This is a genomic window from Paenibacillus taiwanensis DSM 18679, assembly GCF_000425125.1.
Taxonomy (GTDB): domain Bacteria; phylum Bacillota; class Bacilli; order Paenibacillales; family Paenibacillaceae; genus Paenibacillus_B; species Paenibacillus_B taiwanensis.
The window spans coordinates 410,073-434,729 of sequence record NZ_KE384308.1 but is presented as its reverse complement, the minus strand read 5'-3'; the positions used below and the strand labels follow the sequence as shown (position 1 = coordinate 434,729).

Genomic DNA, 24,657 nt, shown 5'->3' with positions numbered 1-24,657 from the left:
ATACTGTCAGACGAAGGAGCTTACGCTGTTACATGGGAACGACTACATACAACACAACCGAGGCGATTCCAGATCGCGCTGTCTTGGTTACTCTCATAACGGATGAAGTAAAAAGAAGCGGCATCGATGCCCAGTATTCGTTGGATGAACTTGTGCAGCTGGCTGAGACAGCAGGTGTGGAAGTGGTTTCTACGATGTCACAGGCGCGTGATACGCGGGACCCGAAGTGGTTTATTGGCAAGGGTAAAGTTCAGGAGCTAAAGGCTGTTATGGATGAGTTAGCAGCCAATACTGCTATATTTGATCAGGAATTGTCAGGTGCGCAAGTACGTAACCTGGAACAAGCGCTGGATGCTAAAATTATAGATCGGACCCAGCTCATTCTTGATATTTTTGCGCAGCGTGCCAAAACAAGAGAAGGTATCATTCAGGTAGAGCTGGCACAGCACTCTTATTTGCTGCCCCGTCTTTCTGGTCATGGGAAAAATTTGTCCAGATTAGGGGGAGGCATAGGGACAAGAGGTCCAGGTGAATCCAAACTGGAAACGGATCGGCGTCACATTCGTAACCGTATCGCGGAGCTGAAGCGCCAATTGGAAGAAGTCGTAAAGCATCGCCATCTCCATCGGGAACGTAGAAAGAAGAGCGGAGTCATTCAGATCGCGCTTGTAGGTTACACAAATGCTGGCAAATCAACACTGCTTCAACAATTGACAGCTGCGGACGTCTATATCGAAAACCAGTTGTTCGCTACGTTAGATCCGACGACCCGAACGTGGGAGCTGCCAAACGGCAAGGAAGTGGTATTAACAGATACGGTAGGGTTTATTCAAAATTTGCCTCATGATTTAATAGCGTCGTTTCGGGCGACGTTAGAGGAAGTAAATGAAGCAGATTTGATCTTACACGTCGTCGATGCTTCTTCGCCGATGCGCGACGATCAAATGCGTGTGGTCGCCAATATTTTGCAGGAGCTGGGCGCAGGAGCGAAGCCGGAAATTGTGCTATACAATAAGAAGGATCTTTGCACAGCAGAACAATTGCAATTGCTTCATCAAGATGGTACGCATTTCCTCATTAGCGCTTATGAAAAGCAGGATATGGAACGGATACGTACTGTAGTGCAGGAGCATCTGATCGGACAGACGGTTACGTATTCGATTCCAGTCTCGCGTGGGGATCTGGCTGCGCTTGTTTATCGAATGGGCGAAGTCATAGACCAACAGACAGATGACGAACAATTGCTGCTGCGTGTACGGCTGGACCGCGCGGCGGCTGAAGTTCATGGTCATAAGTTGAGAGCGTTCGAGAAGCAGGACTAGTCTGGATTAGGTATCTCTTTAATATATTTAATAACATGATCAGCAAGGGGAAACGAGCACAAATGAATTTGTCATCCGCTTTACAGCAGCTTGAACAACAAGTCGAAATTAAAATAGCAGGCAGCGTACGTGATATTGAGCGTATTGCAGAACGTAATCAATGGAAAGTGATCGATGCTTTTCAAACCCATCGTGTAAGTGATTATCATTTTGCCAGTTCCACAGGTTATGGCTATAATGATCGAGGTCGTGAAGTGCTGGACGAGGTGTATGCGACTGTTTTTGGTGCAGAGGCAGCATTAGTTCGTCCACACTTTGTGTCGGGCACACATACTATTGCAACGGCTTTATTTGCAGTATTACGCCCTGGAGATGAATTGTTGTATATTACAGGGACACCCTACGATACCTTACACAAGGTGATTGGTAAAGAGGGGGATGGAACAGGTTCATTGCGCGACTTCGGCATATCCTATAATGAAGTGCCATTAACCGCGCAGGACGCAGTGGACTGGGAGGCAGTTGCTGCTGCCATTACGAAGGATACGAAAGTTATCGGGATACAACGTTCGCGCGGCTATGACTGGCGTGCATCATTTACGGTTGATCAAATCGGGGAGATGGTTAAGCGTATTCGAGAGATTCGCGCTGATCTGATCGTATTTGTAGATAATTGTTATGGTGAGTTTACGGAATTGTTAGAACCAACCGAAGTCGGTGCAGATTTGATTGCGGGTTCTTTAATCAAAAATCCTGGTGGCGGCATTGCTTCCACGGGCGGATACATTGCAGGTCATAAAGCCTATGTGGAGCTTGCCGCACAACGTTTAACTGCGCCTGGAATTGGCGGAGAAGTAGGCGCTATGCTTGGAATGACACGAGCCATGTATCAAGGCTTGTTTTTGGCGCCAACGACTGTTGGACAGGCTGTGCGCGGAAGTGTGTTTGCAGCAGCGTTATTCAAAGAACTTGGCTTTGAGACTTCGCCGCATTGGTCTAAGCCAAGGACGGATCTCATTCAGGCGATACGTTTTCATGCAGCAGAGCATTTGATTGCCTTTGTGCAAGGGGTGCAGCAAGCGTCAGCGGTAGATGCCCACGTCGTACCCGAGCCGTGGGACATGCCAGGATACGAGCATCCTGTTATTATGGCTGCGGGCACCTTTATTCAAGGGGGGAGCCTTGAATTGTCCGCCGATGCGCCAATACGTGAGCCCTATACGGCCTACATGCAGGGTGGGCTTACGTACGCGCATGCTAAGCTGGGGGCGTTACGGGCTTTACAAACGATGATTGATCGTGGCTTATTGAGTGTGTAGTCTCTTAGCCTTCATTTTTTAGTTTATATGTACTGATGACTGATAGTTTTTTGTTGTAGAACAGTCTTATTCAGTAAGAATAGAATAGCCAAAAACGCAGGTTAGTTAGGATGAGGTCTTTTTTTCATCAACCTGCGTTTTTTTGTTGTTAGTTTAGCTTACATGGGTTGACACCTTTGCTTCCGAAGGTTAGAATAAACCTAATTCGGTATTACGATGAGGAAGGTTGATGAACGATGGGTGATGACATTCGCAGAAACATGGCGTTGTTTCCAATCGGCATCGTAATGAAGTTAACGGATTTGACGGCTCGTCAAATTCGGTACTATGAGCAACATGAACTCATTATGCCGGCTCGTACCTCGGGAAACCAGCGTTTATTTTCATTTAACGATGTTGAACGACTGTTAGAGATTAAAGCCCTCATTGAGAAGGGGGTTAACATTGCAGGAATTAAGCAAGTGCTTAATCCTATGTCCAAGGAATCTAGCGAAGCAACGGTGTTAAGCGCTGACTCGGAGTCTAAGCGCAAGGAAATGTCCGATGCTCAACTGCATCGTATGCTTAAGCAACAATTAATGGCCGGCAAGAGACCTGGGCAAGTCTCGTTAATTCAAGGAGAATTGTCCCGTTTCTTTACGAAATAAGCATCATACATGAATATAAAGGAGAGGTTACACGTGGGTTACACAAGAGAAGATATTATCCGTATCGCTAAAGAGCAAAATGTTCGTTTCATTCGTTTGCAATTTACTGACTTGCTTGGAACGATCAAGAATGTAGAAATTCCAACGAGCCAATTACAGAAGGCGTTGGACAACAAGATGATGTTTGACGGATCTTCTATCGAAGGATATGTACGGATCGAGGAGTCGGATATGTATCTTGTTCCTGATCTTGACACTTGGGTCATCTTCCCTTGGGTGACTGAAGATCGTGTAGCACGAATGATCTGTGATGTGTACATGCCGGACGGTACTCCATTCGCTGGTTGTCCACGTGGTATTTTAAAGCGTGCGCTGAAAGAAGCGGAAGAGCTTGGTTTCACAGCGATGAATGTCGGTCCTGAACCTGAATTTTTCTTATTTAAGACAGATGAGAAGGGCAACCCAACAATGGAATTAAATGATCAGGGTGGATATTTTGACCTTGCACCAACTGATTTGGGTGAAAACTGCCGTCGTGAAATCGTGTTGAAGTTGGAAGAAATGGGCTTTGAAATCGAAGCTTCCCATCATGAGGTTGCACCAGGTCAGCATGAGATTGATTTCAAATACGCAAATGCAATTAAAGCGGCTGACCAAATTCAGACGTTTAAGCTGGTCGTGAAGACGATTGCTCGTCAACATGGTCTGCATGCTACATTTATGGCGAAGCCATTGTTTGGCGTAAATGGCTCTGGTATGCACTGTAATATTTCTCTGTTTAACGGATCAGAAAATGCATTTGTGGATGAGCAGGATGCAAGTGGTCTTAGTGCGGATGCACGCTCCTTTATGGCAGGTGTATTGAACCATGCGCGCGGCTTTGCGGCAATTACGAATCCAACAGTTAACTCTTACAAGCGCCTTGTACCTGGCTATGAAGCTCCATGTTATGTAGCTTGGTCCGCGAGTAACCGTAGTCCGATGATCCGTATTCCAGCTTCCCGCGGTTTGAGTACACGCGTTGAAGTACGGAACCCAGATCCATCCGCTAACCCTTACTTGGCACTGGCTGTTATTCTTAAAGCAGGACTTGATGGAATTAAGAACCGTACAGCGTTGCCTGCTCCAACAGACCGTAACATCTATGTGATGACAGAAGAGGAACGCGTATCTGAAGGCATTCCAAGCTTGCCATCCAGTTTGAAGGAGTCACTGGAAGCGTTGCTGAGCGATGAGACGATGTGCGAAGCGTTGGGCGAGCACGCGTTGCAGCACTTCTTGGAGCTGAAAGAGATTGAGTGGGATATGTATAGAACGCAAGTTCACCAATGGGAACGCGATCAATATATGACGTTGTACTAGTACCTAGAACCCTAGGAGCCATAAGGCTTCTGGGGTTTTTCTTTTTGTGGGTGCATGATTATTAATGAGGAGTTGATCTGCTGCTCGCCCAACAAATGCCCAACTATTTTTTGTATTCCAAGAAATATTTAATGGATTCAATTTTCATACTTATCCACACACATCCGTATGACAAATACATGAAGTTAAGCGTATGGGGCCATGAATAAGATTTGAAATTTTGTTAAATAAAATTGAGCGTTTAGAAGCGCTATCATTAGATCAGGCATGTTTATAGGGGTTACACAGAGAATACGAAAAATGACTGATTGTAAAGGAGATAAAATGTTTACTGTTTAGTAGTTTTTTATGGTAGGATGATGACTTTCTTTAGTGCTTTGATTACTATTTAACCCAAATCTATTGCTGAGTAATTGTCTATGTTAAATAATGATATTGCAGGACAACTATATCCCATATACTAGGAGGGTTTTGTGTGCTTTGTATGAAAAAGAAGATCGTAGCCGGTATTTTAACACTTGTAATGGCAGTTGGAATGTCCTCATCAGCTTATGCAGAAATTAAGCGGGTTAACGAAATTGAACCGAATGACAGTTTCACAAAAGCTACAAACTTTAGTTTTGTAGATTACGTTATTCTTGATGGTCAGATGTCTAGTGAATCTGATTTCGATTATTTTAGGTTTCAAGCTCCCAATACCGGAACCTTTACAATCGATTGTGGCATATTGCAAGATGTTCCTGCTGGGGAATTGGAGGTTGTACTCTATTCCAAGACGGGAGCGGTCTTGAAAAGCAAAAAATTGAATTCTCGAAACGAGCTGAGATTTGACTATCAATTAACTAAAGATCAGGTTTATTATATCGGCGTAGAGACTATGCATGATACTTCCTTCGATTATACTATTGATTTCTTTGAAGCTAACTGAAGATAAAATACTCTTTGCAATTCAACTAATTTATTGTTCAATTTGCCTTTGTGCCTCGCTTATAGATCGGATATCGTAGGGATAGAGCCCCTTCACATTTTTGACTACCAAATTCCTTATGCGCTACACAAACTCCGTATCTTGCCCAACTAGTTTTGTCAAATTACCTATCAGAAAGCGCACTATAATTAGGGCTGCCATCGATGAGAGGGTGCGAAGAGAACCTAAATCCGGAAAATAATAGTTCATTAGACTCACTAGATGTGGTGTGTCAAAGGGTTCATTTATCAAAAAGTCATGAGACCACCAAATTAAGTTATTAAAATTTCAATACAAAATCATACATTTGGGCTGTATTTAACACAAAAATTAAGTAGGAGGGAAAACAATGAAAAAAACTATTGTCACAATGGCATCTGCTTTAATTTTATTTGCATCAGCGTCATATATTACAGCGCAGCCAATTGATGCTCAGCAAAAACAAAGTACTAACATTACAGTTCTATCAACAAAGAAATGGAAAAGTGTCTCAAAAAAGTATACGTGTAAAGGTAACGACCCTTGCGTTACTGGCATAGGTTACCATGAGTATGAAGAAACTGATTCACAAGGAAACTATTGGTCAGGTAGATTGGAACAGAACCGTGATAAAACAAAAACAAAAGAAATAAAAGGTGGTCGAGAAATTACTGTGTATTATGAAGGATACATTTATAAAAGGGGCAGTGAACACTAAAAATAACTAATTAAATAACTAATTTAAAATTGATACTACAGACGGTGTGGGACCATTCAAAGACAAGAGAAGACCAATCAGAATAGAACGGAGGCGGAGCAGGTGATCAAAAAAAGCTAAGTTGTCTAAGAATTGAGATAAATAGAATCCATTATAATATATTGAAAAATATGTTTATTAATGTTTAGACAATCCGTCACTTATGTTGTAGTCTTGCTTAAGACACAACATAAGTGAAGGCTAACTAGAATGAATAAATTTAAGTTTAGTACTATCTTTTTCGTTCTAACCATTTTTTTAGCTGCATTACCGACAAATTCTGTTTCTGCAACTGATGGTATGAATTGGGTCAAAAAAAGTGATTTGCCAGAGCCGAGAGCTGGTGCAGCCGTAGCAACAACGGAAGGGAAAATATACGTGTTTGGTGGTTCATCTGATGGTAAGGCAGCCTATGGAGGAATAAAACGAAACAATACGTATGTTTATGATACTGCGCCGGATAATTGGTTAGAAAAGAAAGCCATGCCGTCAATAAGGGCTGGTGCAACAGCCTCTGTATTTAAGGGAAAGATTTATGTATTCGGTGGGTATTATGATCTAAATGGTAAAGTGGAAAGAACGAATAAAGTTGAGGTTTATGATCCTAAATTAGACTCGTGGAGTCAAGCGGCAGATATGCCTACACCAAGATCATGGGCGTCTTCCATTGTCATTGGTGACAAAATATATGTGATCGGAGGCGGAGATAACACAAATGCGTTATCTGTAACTGAATCCTTCGATCCAATTACAAATACTTGGAGCAAAAAAGCGAGCATGCCTATTACAAGTAATGGAATAATAGCTGCTGAAGTAGGCGGGAAAATATACGCATTTGGTGGTTGGGATTTTACTGATTCTACTAGTGTAATCTTAAAATATGATCCTGTCCAAGATGTGTGGACTCAAAGTAAGCATAGTTCAGTTGCTCGAAATGCTATGAGCATTGCAGTAGTCGAGGGGAAGATATACGTTTTAGGTGGGTCAACAAATGGTTCTTCCGGTGCGGTAGATAAAATCGAGGTGTACGATCCCCAATCCAATACACTTACTAACTTTGATAAATTAACATTCCCTAGAACTCAGGCTGTTTCTGCTGTTGTTAACAATAATTTGTATATCATCGGGGGAACAACTAGTGAAAAGATAATTACTACTGTAGAGATGTATACATTTGAAAATAAAGAAGTTCCCAAACCTGAAGTGCCAGAGCAACCACAAGGAGAACGGGCAATTTTAGTTGTCACAATGAATACGGGTCTCGAAAAAGAGTTTGACCTTAGCATGCAAGAAGTCAATGCATTCATCACCTGGTATGAAAACAAACAAGCTGGATCAGGAACCGCTTCCTATGCAATAAACAAGCACAACAATAACAAAGGGCCATTCAGCAGTCGTAAAGATTATGTTATTTTCGATAAAATTCTAACCTTTGAAGTAAGCGAATATTCAACTAAATAGCGTTATGACCGCTCCTGTTTGGGGCGGTTTTTTAATTTTATATGAAATAGAGCCTGTTTATCCAAGTGGCTTGTGGTCCATTGCGCATAAAATGCACAATGAGCCACTGATTTAAGGTTTGGCTCATTGTGCGTACGGTCTATGAAGATTTGATTTACGCTAATGGCTGCTCTGCACGGGGTTACACGAGCGGACCATCTGCAAATCTAAAGAGGATAAAGTGCCCTCCACTAGAATTATCTACTGCTCCATTAGAATTAATACCCGCTTGCAAGGTAACTGCATTTTGTGAATTGTTTACAATTGCGATCGTTGCACCAGCGGCATAGTTATTGACACGAATTACCGATATTTGGCCTACTGTATCCGCATTGGCTGATGGAGCTGCAATTATAGTGCCATTTAATAAGACAGCAAATTCACTTCTGGCTGGTGTTCCTGGTGCATAGTTTAATACACATTCTAAGAAATAAAGCCCTGGGTAAACAATAGTGAACGTGCCTGCGCCATTATAAGTTATTCCATTAGTACCAACAGGTGGTTGGAATTGGACTAAACCACCTACAGCAATCGTTTGAGGTGAAATGTTTGGGTTGGCAAATGGTTGCAAAATAGGCCCTGTCGGTCCAGTAGGTCCAGTAATTCCAATACCAGTTGCTCCTGTAGCCCCTGTTGCACCGCCAGAAGGACCAGTAGGTCCTGTTGCACCGGTAGCTCCAGGGGGGCCGCCCGAAGGACCAGTAGGTCCTGTGTCCCCAGAAGGACCAGTAGGTCCAGTAATTCCAATGCCAGTTGCTCCTGTGGCACCGGTTGCACCCGCAGGACCAGAAGGCCCGTCAGCTCCAACTGCTCCAGTCGGACCTGTAGGACCAATAGGTCCGCCAGAAGGACCAGTAGGGCCTGTGACACCGGTAGCACCTGTAAGAGAAGGTGCGTTTAATATGTTTTCCAGCTTAAATTGCAGCAGCATTTCTTTTTTTACGATATCTTGCAGTGTACTTTTGACGCTTGCATCTATAGCTAGAAGATCACTTATCGTTGCTGGGACGGATAGCCCTGGTAAGGTTCCGACAGCATACTGAATTTTTTCGGCTTCAGCGTTAATGATATGACCTAATCCAAGTTCTTCAATTGCAATTGACGATAAAAGTAGGTTTAATGCATCATCTCTAGTAAGAGTAATGCTAGGTGTGATGTTAGGTAGGTTTGCTTGAGACATTTCTCGGCACCTCCAAATCTAGTAATAATTTAATATATGATTTATTTTGCAGAAGGTTCTAGGTAGAGTAAGATTTGATTCATCTGCTAGCTTACGTCCTGACGTCATTGGGATGAGCGTACTGTTAATGACCGTTGAACTCCAATTCTAAAATTTTCCTTAACAATACGAAATTAACCACGACATTTCTATTAATAAGGGGTAAGTACTAATGTAAGACAACTCACTTAACTCCATAGGAAAGGAAGTGGTATTTTGCGAACAAATCGTAAACTCAAAGCAGACTTTATTGTGTTAGGTGGAGGTCTCGGCGGTTGTATGGCTGCTTTAGCAGCGGCGAAGTCAGGCTTGACTGTCATTATGACGGAGGAAACGGACTGGATTGGCGGGCAGCTCACAGCCCAGGCTGTTCCACCAGACGAACATCGTTGGATTGAGCAATTCGGGTGTACGCGAAGTTATGCTGAATTTCGTCGTCGAGTGCGGGACTATTATAAGTCGAATTATCCACTGGTCGATGCAGCTATGAAAAATGAGTTTCTTAACCCTGGTAATGGTTGGGTCAGCCGCTTGTGCCATGAACCTAAAGTAGCGCTACAAGTGTTAATAGATATGCTTGCAGCCTACACGAACAGCGGTCGTATCCACATTTTATATCAACATCGAATTGTATCATCCGATATGGAAGGCGACCGTTGCGTCAGTGTAAAAGTGATCAATGAAGATGACGAGTTAGTTACATTGCAAGGCCATTATTTTGCGGATGCTACAGAGTGTGGGGATGTGCTGCCGCTTGCTGGAGTAGAGCATGTTATGGGCGCTGAAGCGAGATCAGATACAAATGAACCTCACGCAGCTGACAACGCGGATCCGTTAGATATGCAATCGATCACGCATGTATTTGCGCTGGAGTATGAAGACGGTGGAGATCATACGATTGATCGTCCAGCCCAATACGATTATTGGAGACAATACGTCCCTCAAAATTATGAGCAATTGCCACTACTAGGCTGGTTTGTACCAGAAATTAGCAAAAACGGCACGATCAAAGAGTATGGGTTATTTCGCGGTAAACGCGGAGAATGGTGGGAATCGTTGTTTAATTACCGCCGGATAATCGATAAGTCTCTATTTCAGAACGAACTTTACAAGAGCGATATCTCACTTATTAACTGGCCACAAAATGACTACCATCTTGGTGCTATTTACGGCGTATCGAGTCATGAGAGACGAAAGCATTTAAGAGGTGCACGTCAGCTCAGCCTCTGCTTGCTGTACTGGCTGCAAACAGAAGCGCCGCGACTTGACGGTGGCAAAGGATATCCAGGCCTTCGTTTGCGAAAGGATGCGCTTGGCACTGATGACGGCTTTGCCAAAGCACCTTACATTCGGGAATCCAGACGTATACAGTCGTTATACCGGATTACCGAGCACGATGTCAGTAAGGAAATACGTGGTGATCAAGGCATTCGGACGTATGAAGACAGTGTAGGCGTAGGCAGTTACTATTTAGATCTGCATATGACTACGGTGTCGTTTCGGAGCTTGTATGTGCCCACATATCCATACGAGATTCCACTGGGCGCATTGCTGCCGATACGTGTCAAAAATATTTTGCCTGCTTGTAAAAATATCGGTACGACTCAAATTTCAAATGGATGTTACCGCCTTCATCCAACAGAGTGGAACATTGGTGAATCGGTAGGTTATTTGGTTGCCTATGCGCTTGAAAATCAACTTGATCCACATGATGTCAGGGAAGATCCAGTCCATTTGCAAGCTTATCAACATCTGCTAGAGCAGCGAGGCGTGCAGCTTCACTGGCCAGAGGACATACAGCTACCGTAAGAAACCGCTATTAGTGGGGATCAGCATGCTGCTTGTTCATGAATTGCCAATATCAAAGATAGTATAATCGTACTCAAGCGTCTCCATATCCATTGCATGTAGTGGGTGTGGAGATGCTTTTTGTCGCTTTAAGAGAAAACAGATGCATAGCCTGCTTGGACAAATGTATGACAATTACTGTGACAAACCTTTACACCAACGTTTAGCGTTCGACTGACATCGTTAGACAGCTTATGCAAAGCAAAAGCCGTACACTATTAATCAGGATAGTTATAAAAGAATAGTAGCAGCGATGAAGTATATTGGATAATGTAACTACCTTTAAAAGGAGGTTTCTTACATGTCACATGGACTGACCTTGTTTTTGATTATGCTAGCAGCAGGTATTATGGGTGGAGGAGTTAATTATTTAATTGTAGGGAAGTATGAAACGGTGTATTACAAAGATAGGATGCTCTATAAGGCGGTCTTTGTTGGCATCGCGGCCTCGTTCCTCGTTCCACTATTTTTAAATACGATATCTAGCAATCTTCTTCTCGAAAGCAAACAAGACGGCACCCAGTTATTTGTATTTGCAGGCTTCTGTCTTATTGCCTCCATTTCCTCCAATCGATTTATTAAGTCCGTTTCGGATAAATTTATGCAACAATTACATGACGTTCAGCATCAGGTGGACCATGTAAAGCAAGACGTCGAAGCTTTGACAGAAAAAAACACGGAAGCGGAAGACTCCGTTGTTTCTGCTGATCCTTATGAAATTCGAATGCTGCATCGCGGCACGTTATCAGATGCAATTCAGCTTGAGCAATCTCCCGTATTACACGCGGACCCAAGCTTAAAAGTTCTTCAGGCGCTTCAGGAGGGGGATTATGTGTTCCGTACAGTGACCGGTATTTGTAAAGAGACTGAATTAGAGGAAAGCTGTATCCTTCGTATTTTGCAAGAGCAAATACAACTGGGAAACGTAGTTCGCACAGAGCGGGAAGCCGGTATCCGATATCACATTACACCCGCCGGTCGCAAATATACAGCCCATCATGATCAGTTGAGGATGGATGGGTTATCGCAAAAAGAAGAGCAGATTTCTTAAAGCTTCATATTATGCCATATCAGCATAACGTAGCAGGTAGTACACCTTTCATTTCAATTTTGAAAAGTAAAGTGGTGAAAAGGATGAATTATCGGTACGGACTTCATCAGAGACAAACGTTACAGATGACATCGCAGATGCAGCAATCGCTAAATGTTCTTCAAATGTCCTCATTGGAACTGTGGGAGTATGTACAGGAACAAGTAGAGACCAACCCACTGCTAGAACTGAATGTCGAAGGTCATCCGATGCATACAACAGATGAATGGGACTTTAGTTATACGCGTACAAGGGCGAAGGACAGCAGAAGTGAGAATACGCACACGCCGTGGTATGACCTGGAACGTGAAATGACTTTAGAGCATTATTTGTCTCATCAAATGAATATGATAGCTCACTTGTCCGACAACCTTCGTGCCATTATGAAATATATAGCCGGCAATCTTAGTCCGCAAGGATATTTGCAGTTGTCATTAAGCTGGATTGCTGATCAGCTAAAGGTTAAGCTTGAAGAAGTGGAGCAAGCGCTGCTACTTATCCATACACTTGAACCTTCCGGAGTAGGAGCTCGTACGCTGCAAGAGTGCTTACTAATTCAAGCAAATACGATACCGGATCTTCATCCGTTAGTCATTAAACTTATTAAGGATCATCTACCCGACATTGCTGCACAAAAAATAACGGCCCTTGCACGACAATTAAGGACATCCACACCAGAAATAATGAAAGCGATCTCAATCATTAAAAGTTTTAATCCTAAACCTGGAAATTTATTTTTCCATACTGCCGTCCCTGTTGTTAGACCTGATATGTCCATTCAACAAGTAGGCAGTCGTTATATTGTCGTTATGCACGATTGGGCAGCCCCGATGCTTAGTCTCCAACCTGCATATGCAGCAGCAGGCGTACAGAAGGGACTGTACTTGCAGGGGGAACATGAATATATTCGTCATCAACGAGCTAGTGCCCTATGGCTGCTAAGAAGTATTAAGCAGCGCAAGCAGACGCTGCTGCGAGTAGCGCAGAGCATCGTTGAGGAACAGCTTTTATTTTTTAAGGAGGGACCAGCGGGCTTAAAGCCGATGAATTTGGCTCACATCGCCGATAGGTTAACTATGCATGAGTCGACTGTGAGCAGATCAATTGCTGGGAAGTATGCCGCGACATCTTGGGGTACATTTGAATTAAACTACTTCTTCCCAGCGGGTCTTTATCAAGAGAACGGGGAATTGGCTTCTGCTGCGCATATTCAAGTAAAAATAAAGGCGATTATTACTAATGAATCGCAAAGTTCGCCCGTGTCTGATCAACAGATCGCAGCATGTCTCCAGAAACAAGGCATCCGTATTTCTCGGAGAACGGTTGCTAAATATCGTGAAGCGCTCGGTCTGGCATCGTCGTTTGAGCGGAAACGACGATAGCCAGTTTTTTATGGCGTCAACGATTTAGTCCATACGTTCATATCCTCGAACTTATTGTATATATTACAATTTTTAGTCATTCTACCTCCGTATTCATAACCAAGCTGTTTAAATACAGCATTCATGCCCGGTGATAAGGCCCTTGCAAGGGAATAGGCACAGGTAATGTCACGCCGCAAAAGATCTTGCTCTAGTTGTTGCAGCAACACCCTCATCAATCCCTTATTACGACAGGTTGGCAGCGTTGCACAATCCGTCATTTCGGCATTGTGGTAGGCGGCATTCATTTCGGCAGAAGCAGCGCTGACCAATTGCCCTTCAAACTCAGCTAAATGGAAGATCGTTCCTTCCTGGATGCTGTGCTCCACATATTGAGCATCATGCATCGGCGTAGGGTAAGTCGCAAAAACTTGCCGATACAACGCAGCAAGCGCTGGTGCATCTTGACAAGTTGCTGGGCGCAGCAAAAATCCAGCAGAATGCTTATTTAATTCTGATTTTAAAGGAAGTGCCAAAACCTTAGCTAACAACTGATCCTCGTACACCCAATAGTCACTCGTTCTACGTTCCAAATCAGTATAAAAGACCATATTAAAAGCTTCTTGACCTTGGAAATAACCATGGATAACAGCTTCGAGCATATAACCTTGAGCAAGGAAGCAGCCCCAATCATAATGTCGCGCCTTGATCCATACTTTCGTGAAATAGTGGAGCTGCATAAGCTCCTGAACACGCTCGAACACAGCGTTCGGGTTGCCTCGATAATCATCTACCCGCAGCCTTTTATTGTAATAATCAAGGCACATGTGCAGGCTGTAATCACGTCCATTTTCAACCAGATTGGTGTAGTACGTTTCATTGTTAGACATACGCCGCCCTCCTTTATTGGCCAAAGTTCTGATGACTCTACCGATAGGTATATCGTTTATAAGCAAATAGCATGCCAACGAGATGTTTTCTTTCATCTTTATGCAGTTGGCACGGAGTTTGCGTGTATCTATTTGACGCGGCATGCTGCGCTGGAGGACAGAATAAGATGGAGGAGGGGGTGGCAGCGATGGATCGGGAATATTTGATCAAGCCTATGCTGGACCGAAAATATTCAGCAATTCAATATGGGCGTGGCGTGTATTTATACGATGCCGCCGGCAACAAATATTTAGACGGGTGTTCCGGCGCGGTAACGGCTAGTCTTGGGCATGGCGTGCAAGAGATTGGCGAGGCGATGGCGGAGCAGGCACAAAAAGTGTCATTTGTTTATCGTTCCCAGTTTACAAGTGAGCCTGCGGAACGGTTGGCCCAAGCCCTTAGCGAACTGGCGCCAGGAGGTGAATATTGGTCTTTTTTCGTAAGCAGTGGCTCGGAAGCGACAGAGACGGCGATGAAAATTGCTATCCAGCATTGGCAAGAAAAGGGTCGTCCAAATAAATACAAAATTTTGTCCCGACAAATGAGTTATCACGGCATTACGCTAGGTGCTTTATCGATGTCGGGGCATGTGTTAAGGAGAAAGCGATTTACTCCATTGTTGGAAGATTTCCCTGTTGTAGCGGCGCCTTATTGCTATCGTTGTCCTTTCCAACAGACCTATCCTTCATGTGGGATCAAATGTGCAAGTGATCTGGAAGTAGCCATTCGCCGAATCGGCGCTGACCAGATAGCGGCATTTATCGCAGAGCCAATTGTAGGTGCCGCGGGTGGTGCTGTAGTACCTCCGCCGCGTTATTATAACGAAATCAAAGCGATATGTGACCGTTATGAGGTGCTGTTTATCGCAGATGAGGTGATGACGGGAATTGCACGGACAGGCAAAATGTTTTGCATAGAGCATTGGGGAGTAGAACCTGATTTGATTGCACTTGGCAAAGGGATGAGTGCAGGCTACACACCGATGGCAGCTACCTTAGTTAGCGACCGGGTAATGGCGCCGATTGTTGCCGGATCAAAAAGTATTATGGCAGGTCATACGTATAGTGCCAATCCACAGTCTGCAGCTATTTCTTTAGCTGTGCTGCAATACATTGACAAACATAAGCTAGTGAACGCTGCCGTTAATAAAGGACGATATTTAAGAGATAAGTTAGATCGTATTGCCCAAAAATTCACAATAATCGGTGATGTACGCGGCAGCGGGATGCTGCTTGGACTTGAATTGATAGCCGACCAAGCGACAAAAGCAAGCTTTGCTGTGGAGCGGCAAGTGACGTCACGAATGATTGAACTTGCGTTTCGTAACGGACTGCTTATATATCCTGCCGGAGGTGGGCTGGATGGAACGGGAGACGCCATTATTATTGCTCCGCCATTGGTCATTACGAAAGAAGAGATTGACGAGCTAGCCGAAAAGATGGAGCAAACGTTATTCGAAATGCAAGAAGAATTACGGGCGGTGGTTTAATTTGAGTGGCCTAAATAAGGTAGGAACTTTGGTAGCGGCACTGTCTCACATCCAAGATGGAAGCACGTTAATGTATGGAGGCTTCGGAGGTGTAGGTACACCGCCTACGATTGTGAAGGGCATTTTGGAAAAAGGGATTCGGGATCTCATCCTCATCGGAAATGACACTGGATTTCCAGATATAGGTATCGGAAAGCTCGTAACGGCAGGTCGAGCCAAAAAAGTGATCGCTTCACACATTGGTTCTAATCCGAATGCTGGTTTCATGATGACAGCAGGTACGTTGGAAGTCGAATTTTATCCACAAGGAACATTGGCTGAAAAGATACGTGCAGGCGGAGTTGGACTAGGCGGCATTTTAGTGGATGTAGGGTTAGGAACGATAGTGGCGGAAGGTAAACGTCAATATACATTGGCGGGTGCCTCATACATTGTGGAGCCAGCGCTAACCGCTGATATTGCGATAGTACACGCCAAACGAGCGGATCATTTGGGCAATCTCGTCTATGACAAGAGTGGTCGTAATTTTAATCCGTTAGTTGCGATGGCTGGCATATTTACAATTGCCGAAGCAGATGAAATCGTGGCACCCGGGGAGCTTGATCCGGAGCTCATTGTGACACCCGGTATATTTGTAGATATGGTTATACAAAGCGAAGGGGTGCCGTGGAAATGGGTATGGGAGAAGACGTCCGCTGCCGAATAGCGAGAAGGGCTGCACAAGAAGTAAGTGACGGTATGGTTGTTAATTTGGGAATTGGTATCCCAACGCTTGTTCCCGATTATATAAAAGCGGATGTGCACGTCCTTATTCATGCCGAGAACGGTATTCTCGGCTCAGGGCCGACACCTGCTCCGGGCAAAGAAGACCCTTATTTGTGTAATGCGGGAGGTTATCCGATCAGTCTTGCCAAAGGCGGCGCCTATTGTGACAGCGCGACGGCTTTTGCCATGATCCGTACAGGCAGGATCGACATGACGATTCTTGGTGCATTAGAAGTAAGTGAACGCGGCGATTTGGCAAACTGGATCGTACCAGGGCGAAGGGTTCCAGGTATTGGAGGGGCGATGGAACTGGCACAAAAGGCAAGGCAAGTGGTTGTGTTGATGAACCATCTGAATCATGCGGGCGAATCAAAGCTGAAGTCACAATGTACGCTGCCGCTCACCGCTCCAGCCTGTGTAAATCTCATTATTACGGATATGGCTGTTTTTCGAGTTGGGGCTGAAGGGCTCATTCTCTGTGAGATCATGGCGCCGTACACAGCGGAGCAAGTCATTCATCACACAGATGCGCGTGTAAGTCTGGCGGAACAGATGATCACGATTCCTTAGCTGTACAAGGCCGCAATGCACGAACGAGCTAGTACAGACCCATTTTTATTGCATGGCAAGGGAGGAGAACGGCACAAATGTCCATTTCGAACGTGAGGCAGCTTATTCACAATTGGCTGCTGGCTCATCGTGATGCAGGCACATGCCTGCTACAGCAGTTAGTTCGCTGTCCAAGCAAAGCGGGCGCAGAAGCAGCAGCGCAGCAGCTCATTGCGACGCATCTCCAGAGTCTGCAACTGGAAGTTGAAATCTGGGAGCCAGATGGCACTCAGTTGGCGGAGCACGAATACTTTTATTCCCCTCGCCAATCGTTCACGGGGAGTCCGAACATCGTTGCCAAAATGAAGGGAACTGGAAATGGGCGTTCTATTTTGTTAAATGGGCATATCGATGTCGTACCAGAAGGGAATGTGGACGATTGGCGGCACGATCCCTTCGGCGGGATCAAAGAAGAAGGCAAGCTATATGGAAGGGGAGCTTCCGATATGAAGGGGGGGACCGTTTCTTTATTGCTTGCCTTACAGGCTATCAAGGAGCTTGGCATAAGTTTGCAGGGTGACGTTATTTTTCAAAGTGTCATTGAGGAAGAGAGCGGCGGAGCGGGAACACTTGCAGCGATAGTAAAGGGATACAAAGCGGATGCTGCTTTAATACCAGAACCGACTAATTTACGTATTTTTACTAAACAACAAGGTTCGATGTGGTTCCGAATTACGGTGACAGGAAGAGCGGCGCATGGGGGCACAAGATATGAAGGTGTTAGTGCGATTGAAAAAAGTATGCTAGTTGTGCAAGGGCTTCAAGGGCTGGAACACCATAGAAATAGCCGAATTACAGATCCGTTGTACGCAGATAACCCCATTCCGGTTCCGATTAATGTAGGTATCATTCAGGGGGGGAATTGGCCTTCATCTGTACCGGATACGGTTGTGCTGGAAGGGCGAATGGGGGTTGCGCCATATGAATCCCTGGATGATGCTAAACGAGAAATGGTGGAGTGGATAGGTGAAATGGCAAAGCATGATGCCTGGTTGTTAGAGCATCCTCCGAAAGTGGAATGGTTCGGCGCACGCTGGATACCAGGAGATGTTGATCCAGATCACGAGTTTGCACGTGTTCTAAGGAACGAGTATTATGCGACGGTTGGACATGAGCCTAAAGTGGAAGCGTCTCCGTGGGGAACGGATGGCGGATTGCTGACGAAGCTTGCCGATACACCTTGTATTGTTTTTGGTCCTGGTGTTACCGAGGCAGCGCATTATCCAAATGAATACATCGTGCTGGATGACGTATTTACGGCGGCTGAAGTGGTCGCTATGACGCTGATCCAATGGTGTGGAATGGAGGTAATTCAAGATGAAACCGACACGCACGACACATATCAGCCTCAAGACTGAACTTCCAGGTCCGCTTGCCCAGAAGCTGCTGCTACGAAGGCAAGAGCACGTTCCTCAAGGGCCCTTTAACACGGTGCCAACGTTTGCTGCATCGGGCAAAGGGGCGCTGTTAACTGATGTGGATGGCAACACGTTTATTGATTTGGCAGGTGCAATCGGAACGCTAAATGCAGGACACTGTCCGCCGCAAGTGGTTGCCGCTCTTAAGGATCAACTGGATAAATATATACATCCCTGTTTCCATGTCACGATGTATGAGCCTTATATTGCACTAGCGGAAGCCTTAAATCGAATTACACCCGGTGACCATCCTAAGAAATCTTTCTTTTTGACGAGTGGGGCTGAGGCGGTTGAAAACGCAATCAAAATTGCACGCAAATATACGGGCCGTCGCGGAATTGTTTCTTTTGAACGAGGATTTCATGGCAGAACCTATATGGCGATGTCACTAACTAGCAAAGTAAAACCTTATAAAAACGGATTTGGCCCATTTGTTCCTGAGGTATATAAGCTGCCTTATCCATACTATTATCGTGCTCCCGAAGGCATGACAGCTAATGAGTGGGATGATGCGCTGCTAGCTAGATATGAGGATTTCTTTTTGGCGGAGGTACCAGGCGAAGACATAGCCGCTATCATTATGGAGCCTGTACAAGGGGAGGGGGGATTTATAATTCCTTCTGCTCGGTTTGTGCAAGGCGTGAAGGCAATTTGTGAGCGTTATGGCATTTTATTTATTGCCGATGAGGTACAAACAGGGTTTGGTCGTACGGGTAGACGGTTTGGCATTGAGCATTACGATGTTGTTCCTGATCTTATGACGATGTCCAAGTCGATTGCTGCGGGGCTTCCACTTAGTGCAGTAACAGGTAGAGCATCGATAATGGATGCGCCTGGCATCGGTGAAATTGGAGGCACGTACGGCGGCAGTCCGCTTGGATGCGTAGCGGCACTTAAAGTGATTGAATTGATGGAAACGGAGGATTGGTGTGCTCAAGCCGTACGTATAGGCAGCTTGTTTGAAGATCGATTTAGGAAGCTCCAGCAGGAGTTTCCATCCATTGGTGATGTAAGGTCTCTTGGCGCTATGAGTGCGCTTGAGATCGTTTCCGACCCGCACAGTAAACGGCCCGATAAAGCCTTAACTCAGCGCATTATCCAGCTCGCCCATCAGCGGGGGGTATTAATTATGAGCGCTGGCTTGCATGGGAACGTCATCCGCTTATTAAGTCCACTTGTTATAACGATTGAACAGATGGAAGAAGCGCTTGACGTTGTTGAAGCATCGATCCGAACGTGCATCCAGACACATAATGGCGCATAATGGAGGAAGGAGGGATCGAGATGAGAAAGCATTTGTATATAAAGGGAAGCTGGGTAGAGGCAGCGGAATATCGACCCTTGCATGCTCCTTACGATGGTTTCAAGATTGCTGAAGTCGCTTATGCAAACGAAGCAGAGGTGAAGCAAGCGATTGCTGCGGCAGCGCATGCTTCACCAACAATGGCACGTATGCCAGCGCATGAACGCGCTTCTATATTAGGGAAGGTAGCGGCTTTGCTAAGCGAGCGGGCAGACGAATGTGCCCATCTTATTGCGCTGGAAGCTGCTAAGCCGCTAAAAGCTGCACGTGCGGAAGTCGAGCGCACGGTGATGACCTATCAATTAGCGGCAGAGGAAACACGGCGAATTCATGGGGAAACGATCCCGCTGGACGCTGCACCAGGTGGAGAGGGGCGTATCGCGTATACGATACGCCAGCCGTTAGGCATCGTTGCTGCGATTACGCCGTTTAACTTCCCGATGAATTTGGTTGCACATAAAGTAGGACCTGCGCTTGCGGCGGGGAACACGGTGGTACTGAAACCAGCTGGGCAAACACCACTGAGTGCCTTGTTAATAGCCGAACTATTTGAGGAAGCGGGGCTGCCTGCCGGAGCGTTAAACGTAGTGACGGGAAGTGGGAGCCTTATTGGCGATATTCTTGTTCAGGATGAACGGGTCAAAGCAGTGTCATTCACGGGCAGCCCTGAGGTTGGAATTGGAATTCGCAGTAAGGCAGGTTTGAAAAAAGTTACGCTTGAGCTTGGTTCTAATGCGGCTTTAATTGTGGATCAGGGGGTTCAGCTAGATAAAATGATTAGCAGAGCGGTCACTGGCGCATTTTCCAACTCGGGTCAAGTATGTATTTCCTTGCAGCGAATTTATGTGCATGAACAGCTGTACAATACTTTTGTTGAGAAATTTGTGGCGTGTACGGAGATGCTGCATGTTGGCGATCCTCTTGATCCGCACACGGATGTATCCGCCTTAATTGCTCGAAAAGATGTTGAACGGTCACTCGCATGGATAGCGGAGGCGAAGCGATTAGGTGCGGAAGTGGCCACTGGCGGCGTTCACCAAGACAACGTGGTTCACCCCACGGTGTTATTACATGTTGACGCGAGTGCTCAAATTTCGTGCAGCGAAGCGTTTGCCCCTGTAGTTCTTATTAACCGCGTGTCTTCAATGGAAGAAGCGATTCAGGCAGTGAACGATTCTCGTTATGGATTACAGGCGGGTATTTACACCAATGACATTAGCACCGCATTAGCGGCAGCCGAACGACTTGAGGTCGGAGGCGTAATGATTAACGATATTCCTACGTTTCGTGTAGACCATATGCCCTATGGAGGGGTGAAGGACAGTGGAATCGGACGCGAAGGCGTGAAGTATGCAACCGAGCAATTTACGGAATTAAAGCTTATCTGTTTTAAAAAGGACTAAATATGTACGTATACTTATTAGACTAAAAGAGCAGGTGGACGCGAGGGAAGTCCCGCGTCCACCTGCTCTTTTTTGTAGTTGGAAATTTTGTGCTCCTGATTTTATTTATCATTAACCTTCGGAGAACTGCCATCCGTACGGTTGATCTCAGCATGACTACTGTTAGCCCGATTAGTCTCAGTATTTTTACTTTCAGTATCGTGATGCTCAAGAGCGCTTATAGGCTTTCCGTCTTGTTGTTTATTAGCCTCAACAGAGCGATATTTTGCATCCTTGCTGTCAATTAGTTTTTGCTTCATCTCGTCGCGCTTTTGACGTTTGTCCTTTAACGACATATGTTCAGGAGATTCCTGATAAGTTTGGCGTCGGCCGATGCGCCGCAAATTTTCCGGCACCAGATTAAATTTCTCATCCTTCATTAAAGCAATGATGCCAGTGCTCTCAGGGGCCTGACCAAGCTCGTAAATTTCGTTAAAATACTCGTCTGCACGTCCTGGTACGTACGATTTAGGCTCAGGATACCCTACGATAACGCCTTCATAATTTCGCAGAATGACTTTATCTTGGCTTTGCGAAAGCAAATAATTTGGCTGTAGTGCAATTTTGCCGCCACCTCCAGGGGCATCGACCACAAAAGTAGGCACCGCATATCCGCTCGTATGCCCGCGAAGTGCTTCAATAATTTCCAGCCCTTTAGAGACTGGGGCACGAAAATGTCCGATGCCTTCCGACAAATCGCATTGATAAATGTAATAAGGTCGCACACGTATTTTAACCAGGTCATGCATCAGTTTCTTCATAATTTGAGTGCTGTCGTTGATACCGGCCAAAATAACCGCTTGATTGCCAAGTGGAACACCAGCGTTAGCGAGCATCTCACAGGCAAGTTTTGCTTCGGCAGTAATCTCTAAGGGATGATTAAAATGCGTATTTACCCATATGGGATGATACTTCTTTAAAATGTTGCATAAATTTTCGGTAATTCGCTGCGGGAAGACGACGGGCGCCCGTGTTCCAATACGGATAATTTCAACGTGAGGGATCTCACGCAAATTTTTTAATATATATTCTAAAATTTGATCATTTATTAGCAGCCCGTCTCCACCGGACAACAGCACATCCCGTACTTCCGGTGTATTTCTAATATACGCAATGGCGTCGTCCATTTGTTTCTTAGGTACGCCCATACCCACTTGGCCAGAAAAGCGACGCCGCGTACAGTAACGGCAGTACATGGAACATTGATTGGTAACGAGGAACAGCACACGATCAGGGTAGCGATGAGTGAGACCTGGAGTAGGGGAATCCTCATCTTCGTACAGCGGGTCTTCCAGATCGTATCTTGTTTTCATGATTTCAGCCGAAACAGGTACCGATTGCAGCCGAATCGGGCAGCGCGGATCATCGGGATGCATTAGTGCTGCATAGTAGGGTGTAATATTTAAAGGAATGGTGCGAGTAGAAATACGAACACCTTCCTCTTCATCAGGTGTCAGATTGACAACCTGCTTCAGATCTTCCAATGAACGTATCGTATTTGTTAACTGCCATAACCAGTCATTCCATTTCTCCTCGGGTACATCTTTCCACAACTCGATTTGTTTCCAGTGCCGCTTGCTGCTAAGCGGAATTGCATGTATTTCATCTGGTGTGAGATCGTTCTGAAGTTCCATTAGTCCGCACCTCCGATAATGATGGTTCTTGTCTATATTGCTGCTCTATACAAGAAGCAAGAACGATGCCAAGTGGAAGGCAGACGCGTATTTTTTATAACAATTGTTATGAAATGTGATTGCTCCTCTCCTAATCTATTCTGGCCTGCGGCTAATCCCATAGCGGGTCAGCTTATATTGTAGTGCTTGCCGCTTGATGCCTAAAGCTTGGGCAGCTAGTGTAATATTATGCTGATGGCTGTCCATCGCGGCTTGAATCGCCTCACGCTCGTACTTTTCCAGCATAGCAGGCAAAGTAGCGCTGCGTGCGGGCAATTCCGCAACAGGTGTCATAAGTAAAGTCTGATGCTCGAGACGTTCGACAGCAGCATAATGCAAATAAGGCGGCAGGTGGGACACCTCAATCTGCTCATCGTGCAGCTCCATCATATTAAAGGCAGATTCAATAACATGCTTTAACTCTCTAATATTTCCTGGCCAAAGGTAGGCTTCCAATTGTTTTAGCGCGGCAGTGCTAATCGTTGACACTTTTAATCCGAATAGGGGATTAAACGCTTCGATATAATGCTGAACAAGCAGTTGAATATCTTCTTGTCGTTGACTTAATGAGGGCAGGTGGATATGAACGACGTGCAGGCGATAAAATAAATCGGATCGTAATATGCCTTTCTCCAGCGCTTCCTTCGGCTCCATATTCATAGCGGCGATAATACGGATATGAACTTGTTGTTCAGTCGTTCCCCCGATTCGTCGCACAATTCCATCTTGTAAGACGCGCAGCAGCTTGGCCTGGAGATACAGATCAAGGCTGTTCAACTCATCCAAAAATAACGTGCCGCCGTTTGCCTGCTCGAACAAACCTGGCCTGTCAATAGCACCCGTAAAGGCTCCACGGGTAGTTCCAAACATTAATCCCTCCATGAGTTCCCCGGGAACCGCCGCGCAATTTTGTGCAATAAAGGGCTTATCCCGACGAATCCCTGCATTGTGGATGCTTTGAGCAATCAGCTCTTTGCCTGTTCCTGTTGCACCACATATAAAGACGGAAGAATTGGTACGTGCTGCCTTTTTGGCAATATGAAGCGCTTCTAAAAATAAGGGGCTTTGTCCGATAAGATCACTAAAGTGATAACGGGCGGCTCCTGTGCGGCGTTGTTCGTGCTGTTGGGCTCTGTAAAGCTGATGCCGCAGATCGAGAATCTGGTCATGGAGCTGCACGATGCTCGTAATATCTTTGGCCACTTCCAGCGCACCAACGATATGATTATGTTTCACCAATGGAAAGGTGCTGTTTACGGTTGTAATTCTTTTGCCCGATACATTTACGTAGGTTTGGATGTGCTCGGCAATTTCTTTTCCTGTGCGAAGGACCTTAATTAACGTGCTTGTCTCATGCGTCAGAGAGGGATACAGGTCAAACACACTTTTTCCAATGACTTGCGTCCGGTTTAGACCGTCGATCTCGGCCATTTTGTCATTATAAAGGATGGTGATCCCTTCTTGATCCAGAAGATGAACCCCGACATCAATCCGATTAATAATCCATTCTAAATGTGTAGATTCCATGCTGCGTTCCAACATCCACTCACCTGCCTGTACAAAATAGCGATCATTCTATGAATATGCGGAAGCCGCGTCATTTACCCCTACCATTTCGCCTTAGAAAAAGAGTGACATCTCGATTGCTCGAATAGAT

The 24,657-nt window shown here is 45.3% G+C and carries 19 protein-coding genes and 1 pseudogene; 16 read left to right on the top strand and 4 right to left on the bottom strand.

Translation table 11 applies throughout. The annotated features are described in order from the left end of the window. Positions 1 to 32: 32 nt before the first annotated feature. The 7 genes from hflX to H509_RS26145 all read left to right on the top strand — a co-directional run bounded on the left by hflX (position 33) and on the right by H509_RS26145 (position 7,814). Positions 33 to 1,322 (top strand): GTPase HflX, encoded by a 1,290-nt coding sequence (hflX, locus tag H509_RS0120240; protein ID WP_028546683.1) that lies wholly within the window; start codon positions 33 to 35, stop codon positions 1,320 to 1,322. Between the two features lie 62 nt (positions 1,323 to 1,384). Next, entirely contained in the window at positions 1,385 to 2,641 is a 1,257-nt protein-coding gene (locus H509_RS0120235) for a methionine gamma-lyase family protein (protein WP_028546682.1), read from the top strand. A gap of 236 nt (positions 2,642 to 2,877) precedes the next feature. Next, positions 2,878 to 3,288, top strand: a complete 411-nt coding sequence (locus H509_RS0120230) for a MerR family transcriptional regulator (RefSeq protein WP_028546681.1) — start codon at positions 2,878 to 2,880, stop codon at positions 3,286 to 3,288. A 33-nt stretch (positions 3,289 to 3,321) separates the two neighbouring features. Next, positions 3,322 to 4,650: a type I glutamate--ammonia ligase gene (gene glnA, locus H509_RS0120225; RefSeq protein WP_028546680.1), complete on the top strand. Its 1,329-nt coding sequence runs from the start codon at positions 3,322 to 3,324 to the stop codon at positions 4,648 to 4,650. A 484-nt stretch (positions 4,651 to 5,134) separates the two neighbouring features. Next, positions 5,135 to 5,578, top strand: coding sequence for a hypothetical protein (locus H509_RS0120220; RefSeq protein WP_157277853.1), 444 nt, complete (start codon positions 5,135 to 5,137; stop codon positions 5,576 to 5,578). Between the two features lie 388 nt (positions 5,579 to 5,966). Then, positions 5,967 to 6,314 (top strand): hypothetical protein, encoded by a 348-nt coding sequence (locus H509_RS0120215; RefSeq protein WP_028546678.1) that lies wholly within the window; start codon positions 5,967 to 5,969, stop codon positions 6,312 to 6,314. Between the two features lie 249 nt (positions 6,315 to 6,563). Then, complete coding sequence (locus H509_RS26145) at positions 6,564 to 7,814, top strand: Kelch repeat-containing protein (protein ID WP_036698251.1); 1,251 nt, start codon at positions 6,564 to 6,566, stop codon at positions 7,812 to 7,814. 181 nt (positions 7,815 to 7,995) lie between these two features. Here H509_RS26145 and H509_RS28650 read toward each other — a convergent pair whose 3' ends face one another. Beyond that, positions 7,996 to 9,033 carry a collagen-like protein gene (locus H509_RS28650; RefSeq protein WP_036698248.1) on the bottom strand — a complete coding sequence of 346 codons (1,038 nt, stop codon included), beginning with the start codon at positions 9,031 to 9,033 and terminating at the stop codon, positions 7,996 to 7,998. A gap of 255 nt (positions 9,034 to 9,288) precedes the next feature. Between H509_RS28650 and H509_RS0120200 the strand changes: the two genes are divergently transcribed. The 3 genes from H509_RS0120200 (at position 9,289) to rpoN (ending at position 13,392) form a co-directional block, all read left to right on the top strand. Further along, a complete protein-coding gene (locus H509_RS0120200) occupies positions 9,289 to 10,881 on the top strand; it encodes an FAD-dependent oxidoreductase (protein WP_036698245.1) in 1,593 nt (530 codons plus the stop codon). 340 nt (positions 10,882 to 11,221) lie between these two features. Further along, positions 11,222 to 11,971, top strand: coding sequence for a YEATS-associated helix-containing protein (locus tag H509_RS0120195; RefSeq protein WP_028546676.1), 750 nt, complete (start codon positions 11,222 to 11,224; stop codon positions 11,969 to 11,971). An 83-nt stretch (positions 11,972 to 12,054) separates the two neighbouring features. After that, on the top strand, positions 12,055 to 13,392 hold the full coding sequence (gene rpoN / locus H509_RS0120190) for an RNA polymerase factor sigma-54 (RefSeq protein ID WP_028546675.1): 1,338 nt from the start codon (positions 12,055 to 12,057) through the stop codon (positions 13,390 to 13,392). An 8-nt stretch (positions 13,393 to 13,400) separates the two neighbouring features. Here the strand turns inward: rpoN and ablB are convergent, their stop codons facing one another. Continuing rightward, complete coding sequence (gene ablB / locus H509_RS0120185) at positions 13,401 to 14,261, bottom strand: putative beta-lysine N-acetyltransferase (protein ID WP_036698242.1); 861 nt, start codon at positions 14,259 to 14,261, stop codon at positions 13,401 to 13,403. Positions 14,262 to 14,449: 188 nt separating this feature from the next. Between ablB and H509_RS0120180 the strand changes: the two genes are divergently transcribed. The 6 genes from H509_RS0120180 to H509_RS0120155 all read left to right on the top strand — a co-directional run bounded on the left by H509_RS0120180 (position 14,450) and on the right by H509_RS0120155 (position 21,288). After that, entirely contained in the window at positions 14,450 to 15,790 is a 1,341-nt protein-coding gene (locus H509_RS0120180) for an aspartate aminotransferase family protein (protein WP_028546673.1), read from the top strand. 70 nt (positions 15,791 to 15,860) lie between these two features. Then, positions 15,861 to 16,496: a CoA transferase subunit A gene (locus H509_RS0120175; protein WP_245596218.1), complete on the top strand. Its 636-nt coding sequence runs from the start codon at positions 15,861 to 15,863 to the stop codon at positions 16,494 to 16,496. Beyond that, positions 16,463 to 17,125, top strand: coding sequence for a 3-oxoacid CoA-transferase subunit B (locus H509_RS0120170; RefSeq protein ID WP_028546671.1), 663 nt, complete (start codon positions 16,463 to 16,465; stop codon positions 17,123 to 17,125). The genes H509_RS0120175 and H509_RS0120170 overlap by 34 nt, the downstream gene beginning before the upstream one ends. Positions 17,126 to 17,208: 83 nt before the next feature. Continuing rightward, positions 17,209 to 18,522 (top strand): peptidase, encoded by a 1,314-nt coding sequence (locus H509_RS0120165; RefSeq protein ID WP_028546670.1) that lies wholly within the window; start codon positions 17,209 to 17,211, stop codon positions 18,520 to 18,522. Further along, positions 18,482 to 19,846, top strand: a complete 1,365-nt coding sequence (gene gabT / locus H509_RS0120160; RefSeq protein ID WP_028546669.1) for a 4-aminobutyrate--2-oxoglutarate transaminase — start codon at positions 18,482 to 18,484, stop codon at positions 19,844 to 19,846. The genes H509_RS0120165 and gabT overlap by 41 nt, the downstream gene beginning before the upstream one ends. Before the next feature lie 20 nt (positions 19,847 to 19,866). Beyond that, positions 19,867 to 21,288, top strand: a complete 1,422-nt coding sequence (locus H509_RS0120155) for an aldehyde dehydrogenase family protein (RefSeq protein ID WP_028546668.1) — start codon at positions 19,867 to 19,869, stop codon at positions 21,286 to 21,288. 227 nt (positions 21,289 to 21,515) lie between these two features. On the opposite strand, the pseudogene kamA reads toward H509_RS0120155, so the two are convergent. Both kamA and H509_RS0120145 read right to left on the bottom strand, forming a co-directional pair. Next, a pseudogene (gene kamA, locus H509_RS26135) lies at positions 21,516 to 22,961 on the bottom strand (lysine 2,3-aminomutase); the annotation flags it as partial. Between the two features lie 135 nt (positions 22,962 to 23,096). Further along, the gene (locus H509_RS0120145) at positions 23,097 to 24,539 is read right to left on the bottom strand and encodes a sigma-54 interaction domain-containing protein (protein WP_245596203.1); all 1,443 of its coding nucleotides are present in this window, start codon (positions 24,537 to 24,539) and stop codon (positions 23,097 to 23,099) included. Between the last annotated feature and the right edge of the window lie 118 nt (positions 24,540 to 24,657).

Bases quoted from the DNA above. Each gene is read 5' to 3' on its own strand.
- hflX (WP_028546683.1), top strand. From the start codon at position 33: ATGGGAACGACTACATACAACACAACCGAGGCGATTCCAGATCGCGCT.
- H509_RS0120235 (WP_028546682.1), top strand. From the start codon at position 1,385: ATGAATTTGTCATCCGCTTTACAGCAGCTTGAACAACAAGTCGAAATT.
- H509_RS0120230 (WP_028546681.1), top strand. From the start codon at position 2,878: ATGGGTGATGACATTCGCAGAAACATGGCGTTGTTTCCAATCGGCATC.
- H509_RS0120220 (WP_157277853.1), top strand. From the start codon at position 5,135: ATGAAAAAGAAGATCGTAGCCGGTATTTTAACACTTGTAATGGCAGTT.
- H509_RS0120215 (WP_028546678.1), top strand. From the start codon at position 5,967: ATGAAAAAAACTATTGTCACAATGGCATCTGCTTTAATTTTATTTGCA.
- H509_RS26145 (WP_036698251.1), top strand. From the start codon at position 6,564: ATGAATAAATTTAAGTTTAGTACTATCTTTTTCGTTCTAACCATTTTT.
- H509_RS28650 (WP_036698248.1), bottom strand. From the start codon at position 9,033: ATGTCTCAAGCAAACCTACCTAACATCACACCTAGCATTACTCTTACT.
- H509_RS0120195 (WP_028546676.1), top strand. From the start codon at position 11,222: ATGTCACATGGACTGACCTTGTTTTTGATTATGCTAGCAGCAGGTATT.
- rpoN (WP_028546675.1), top strand. From the start codon at position 12,055: ATGAATTATCGGTACGGACTTCATCAGAGACAAACGTTACAGATGACA.
- ablB (WP_036698242.1), bottom strand. From the start codon at position 14,261: ATGTCTAACAATGAAACGTACTACACCAATCTGGTTGAAAATGGACGT.
- H509_RS0120180 (WP_028546673.1), top strand. From the start codon at position 14,450: ATGGATCGGGAATATTTGATCAAGCCTATGCTGGACCGAAAATATTCA.
- H509_RS0120175 (WP_245596218.1), top strand. From the start codon at position 15,861: ATGTATGGAGGCTTCGGAGGTGTAGGTACACCGCCTACGATTGTGAAG.
- H509_RS0120170 (WP_028546671.1), top strand. From the start codon at position 16,463: ATGGGTATGGGAGAAGACGTCCGCTGCCGAATAGCGAGAAGGGCTGCA.
- gabT (WP_028546669.1), top strand. From the start codon at position 18,482: ATGAAACCGACACGCACGACACATATCAGCCTCAAGACTGAACTTCCA.
- H509_RS0120155 (WP_028546668.1), top strand. From the start codon at position 19,867: ATGAGAAAGCATTTGTATATAAAGGGAAGCTGGGTAGAGGCAGCGGAA.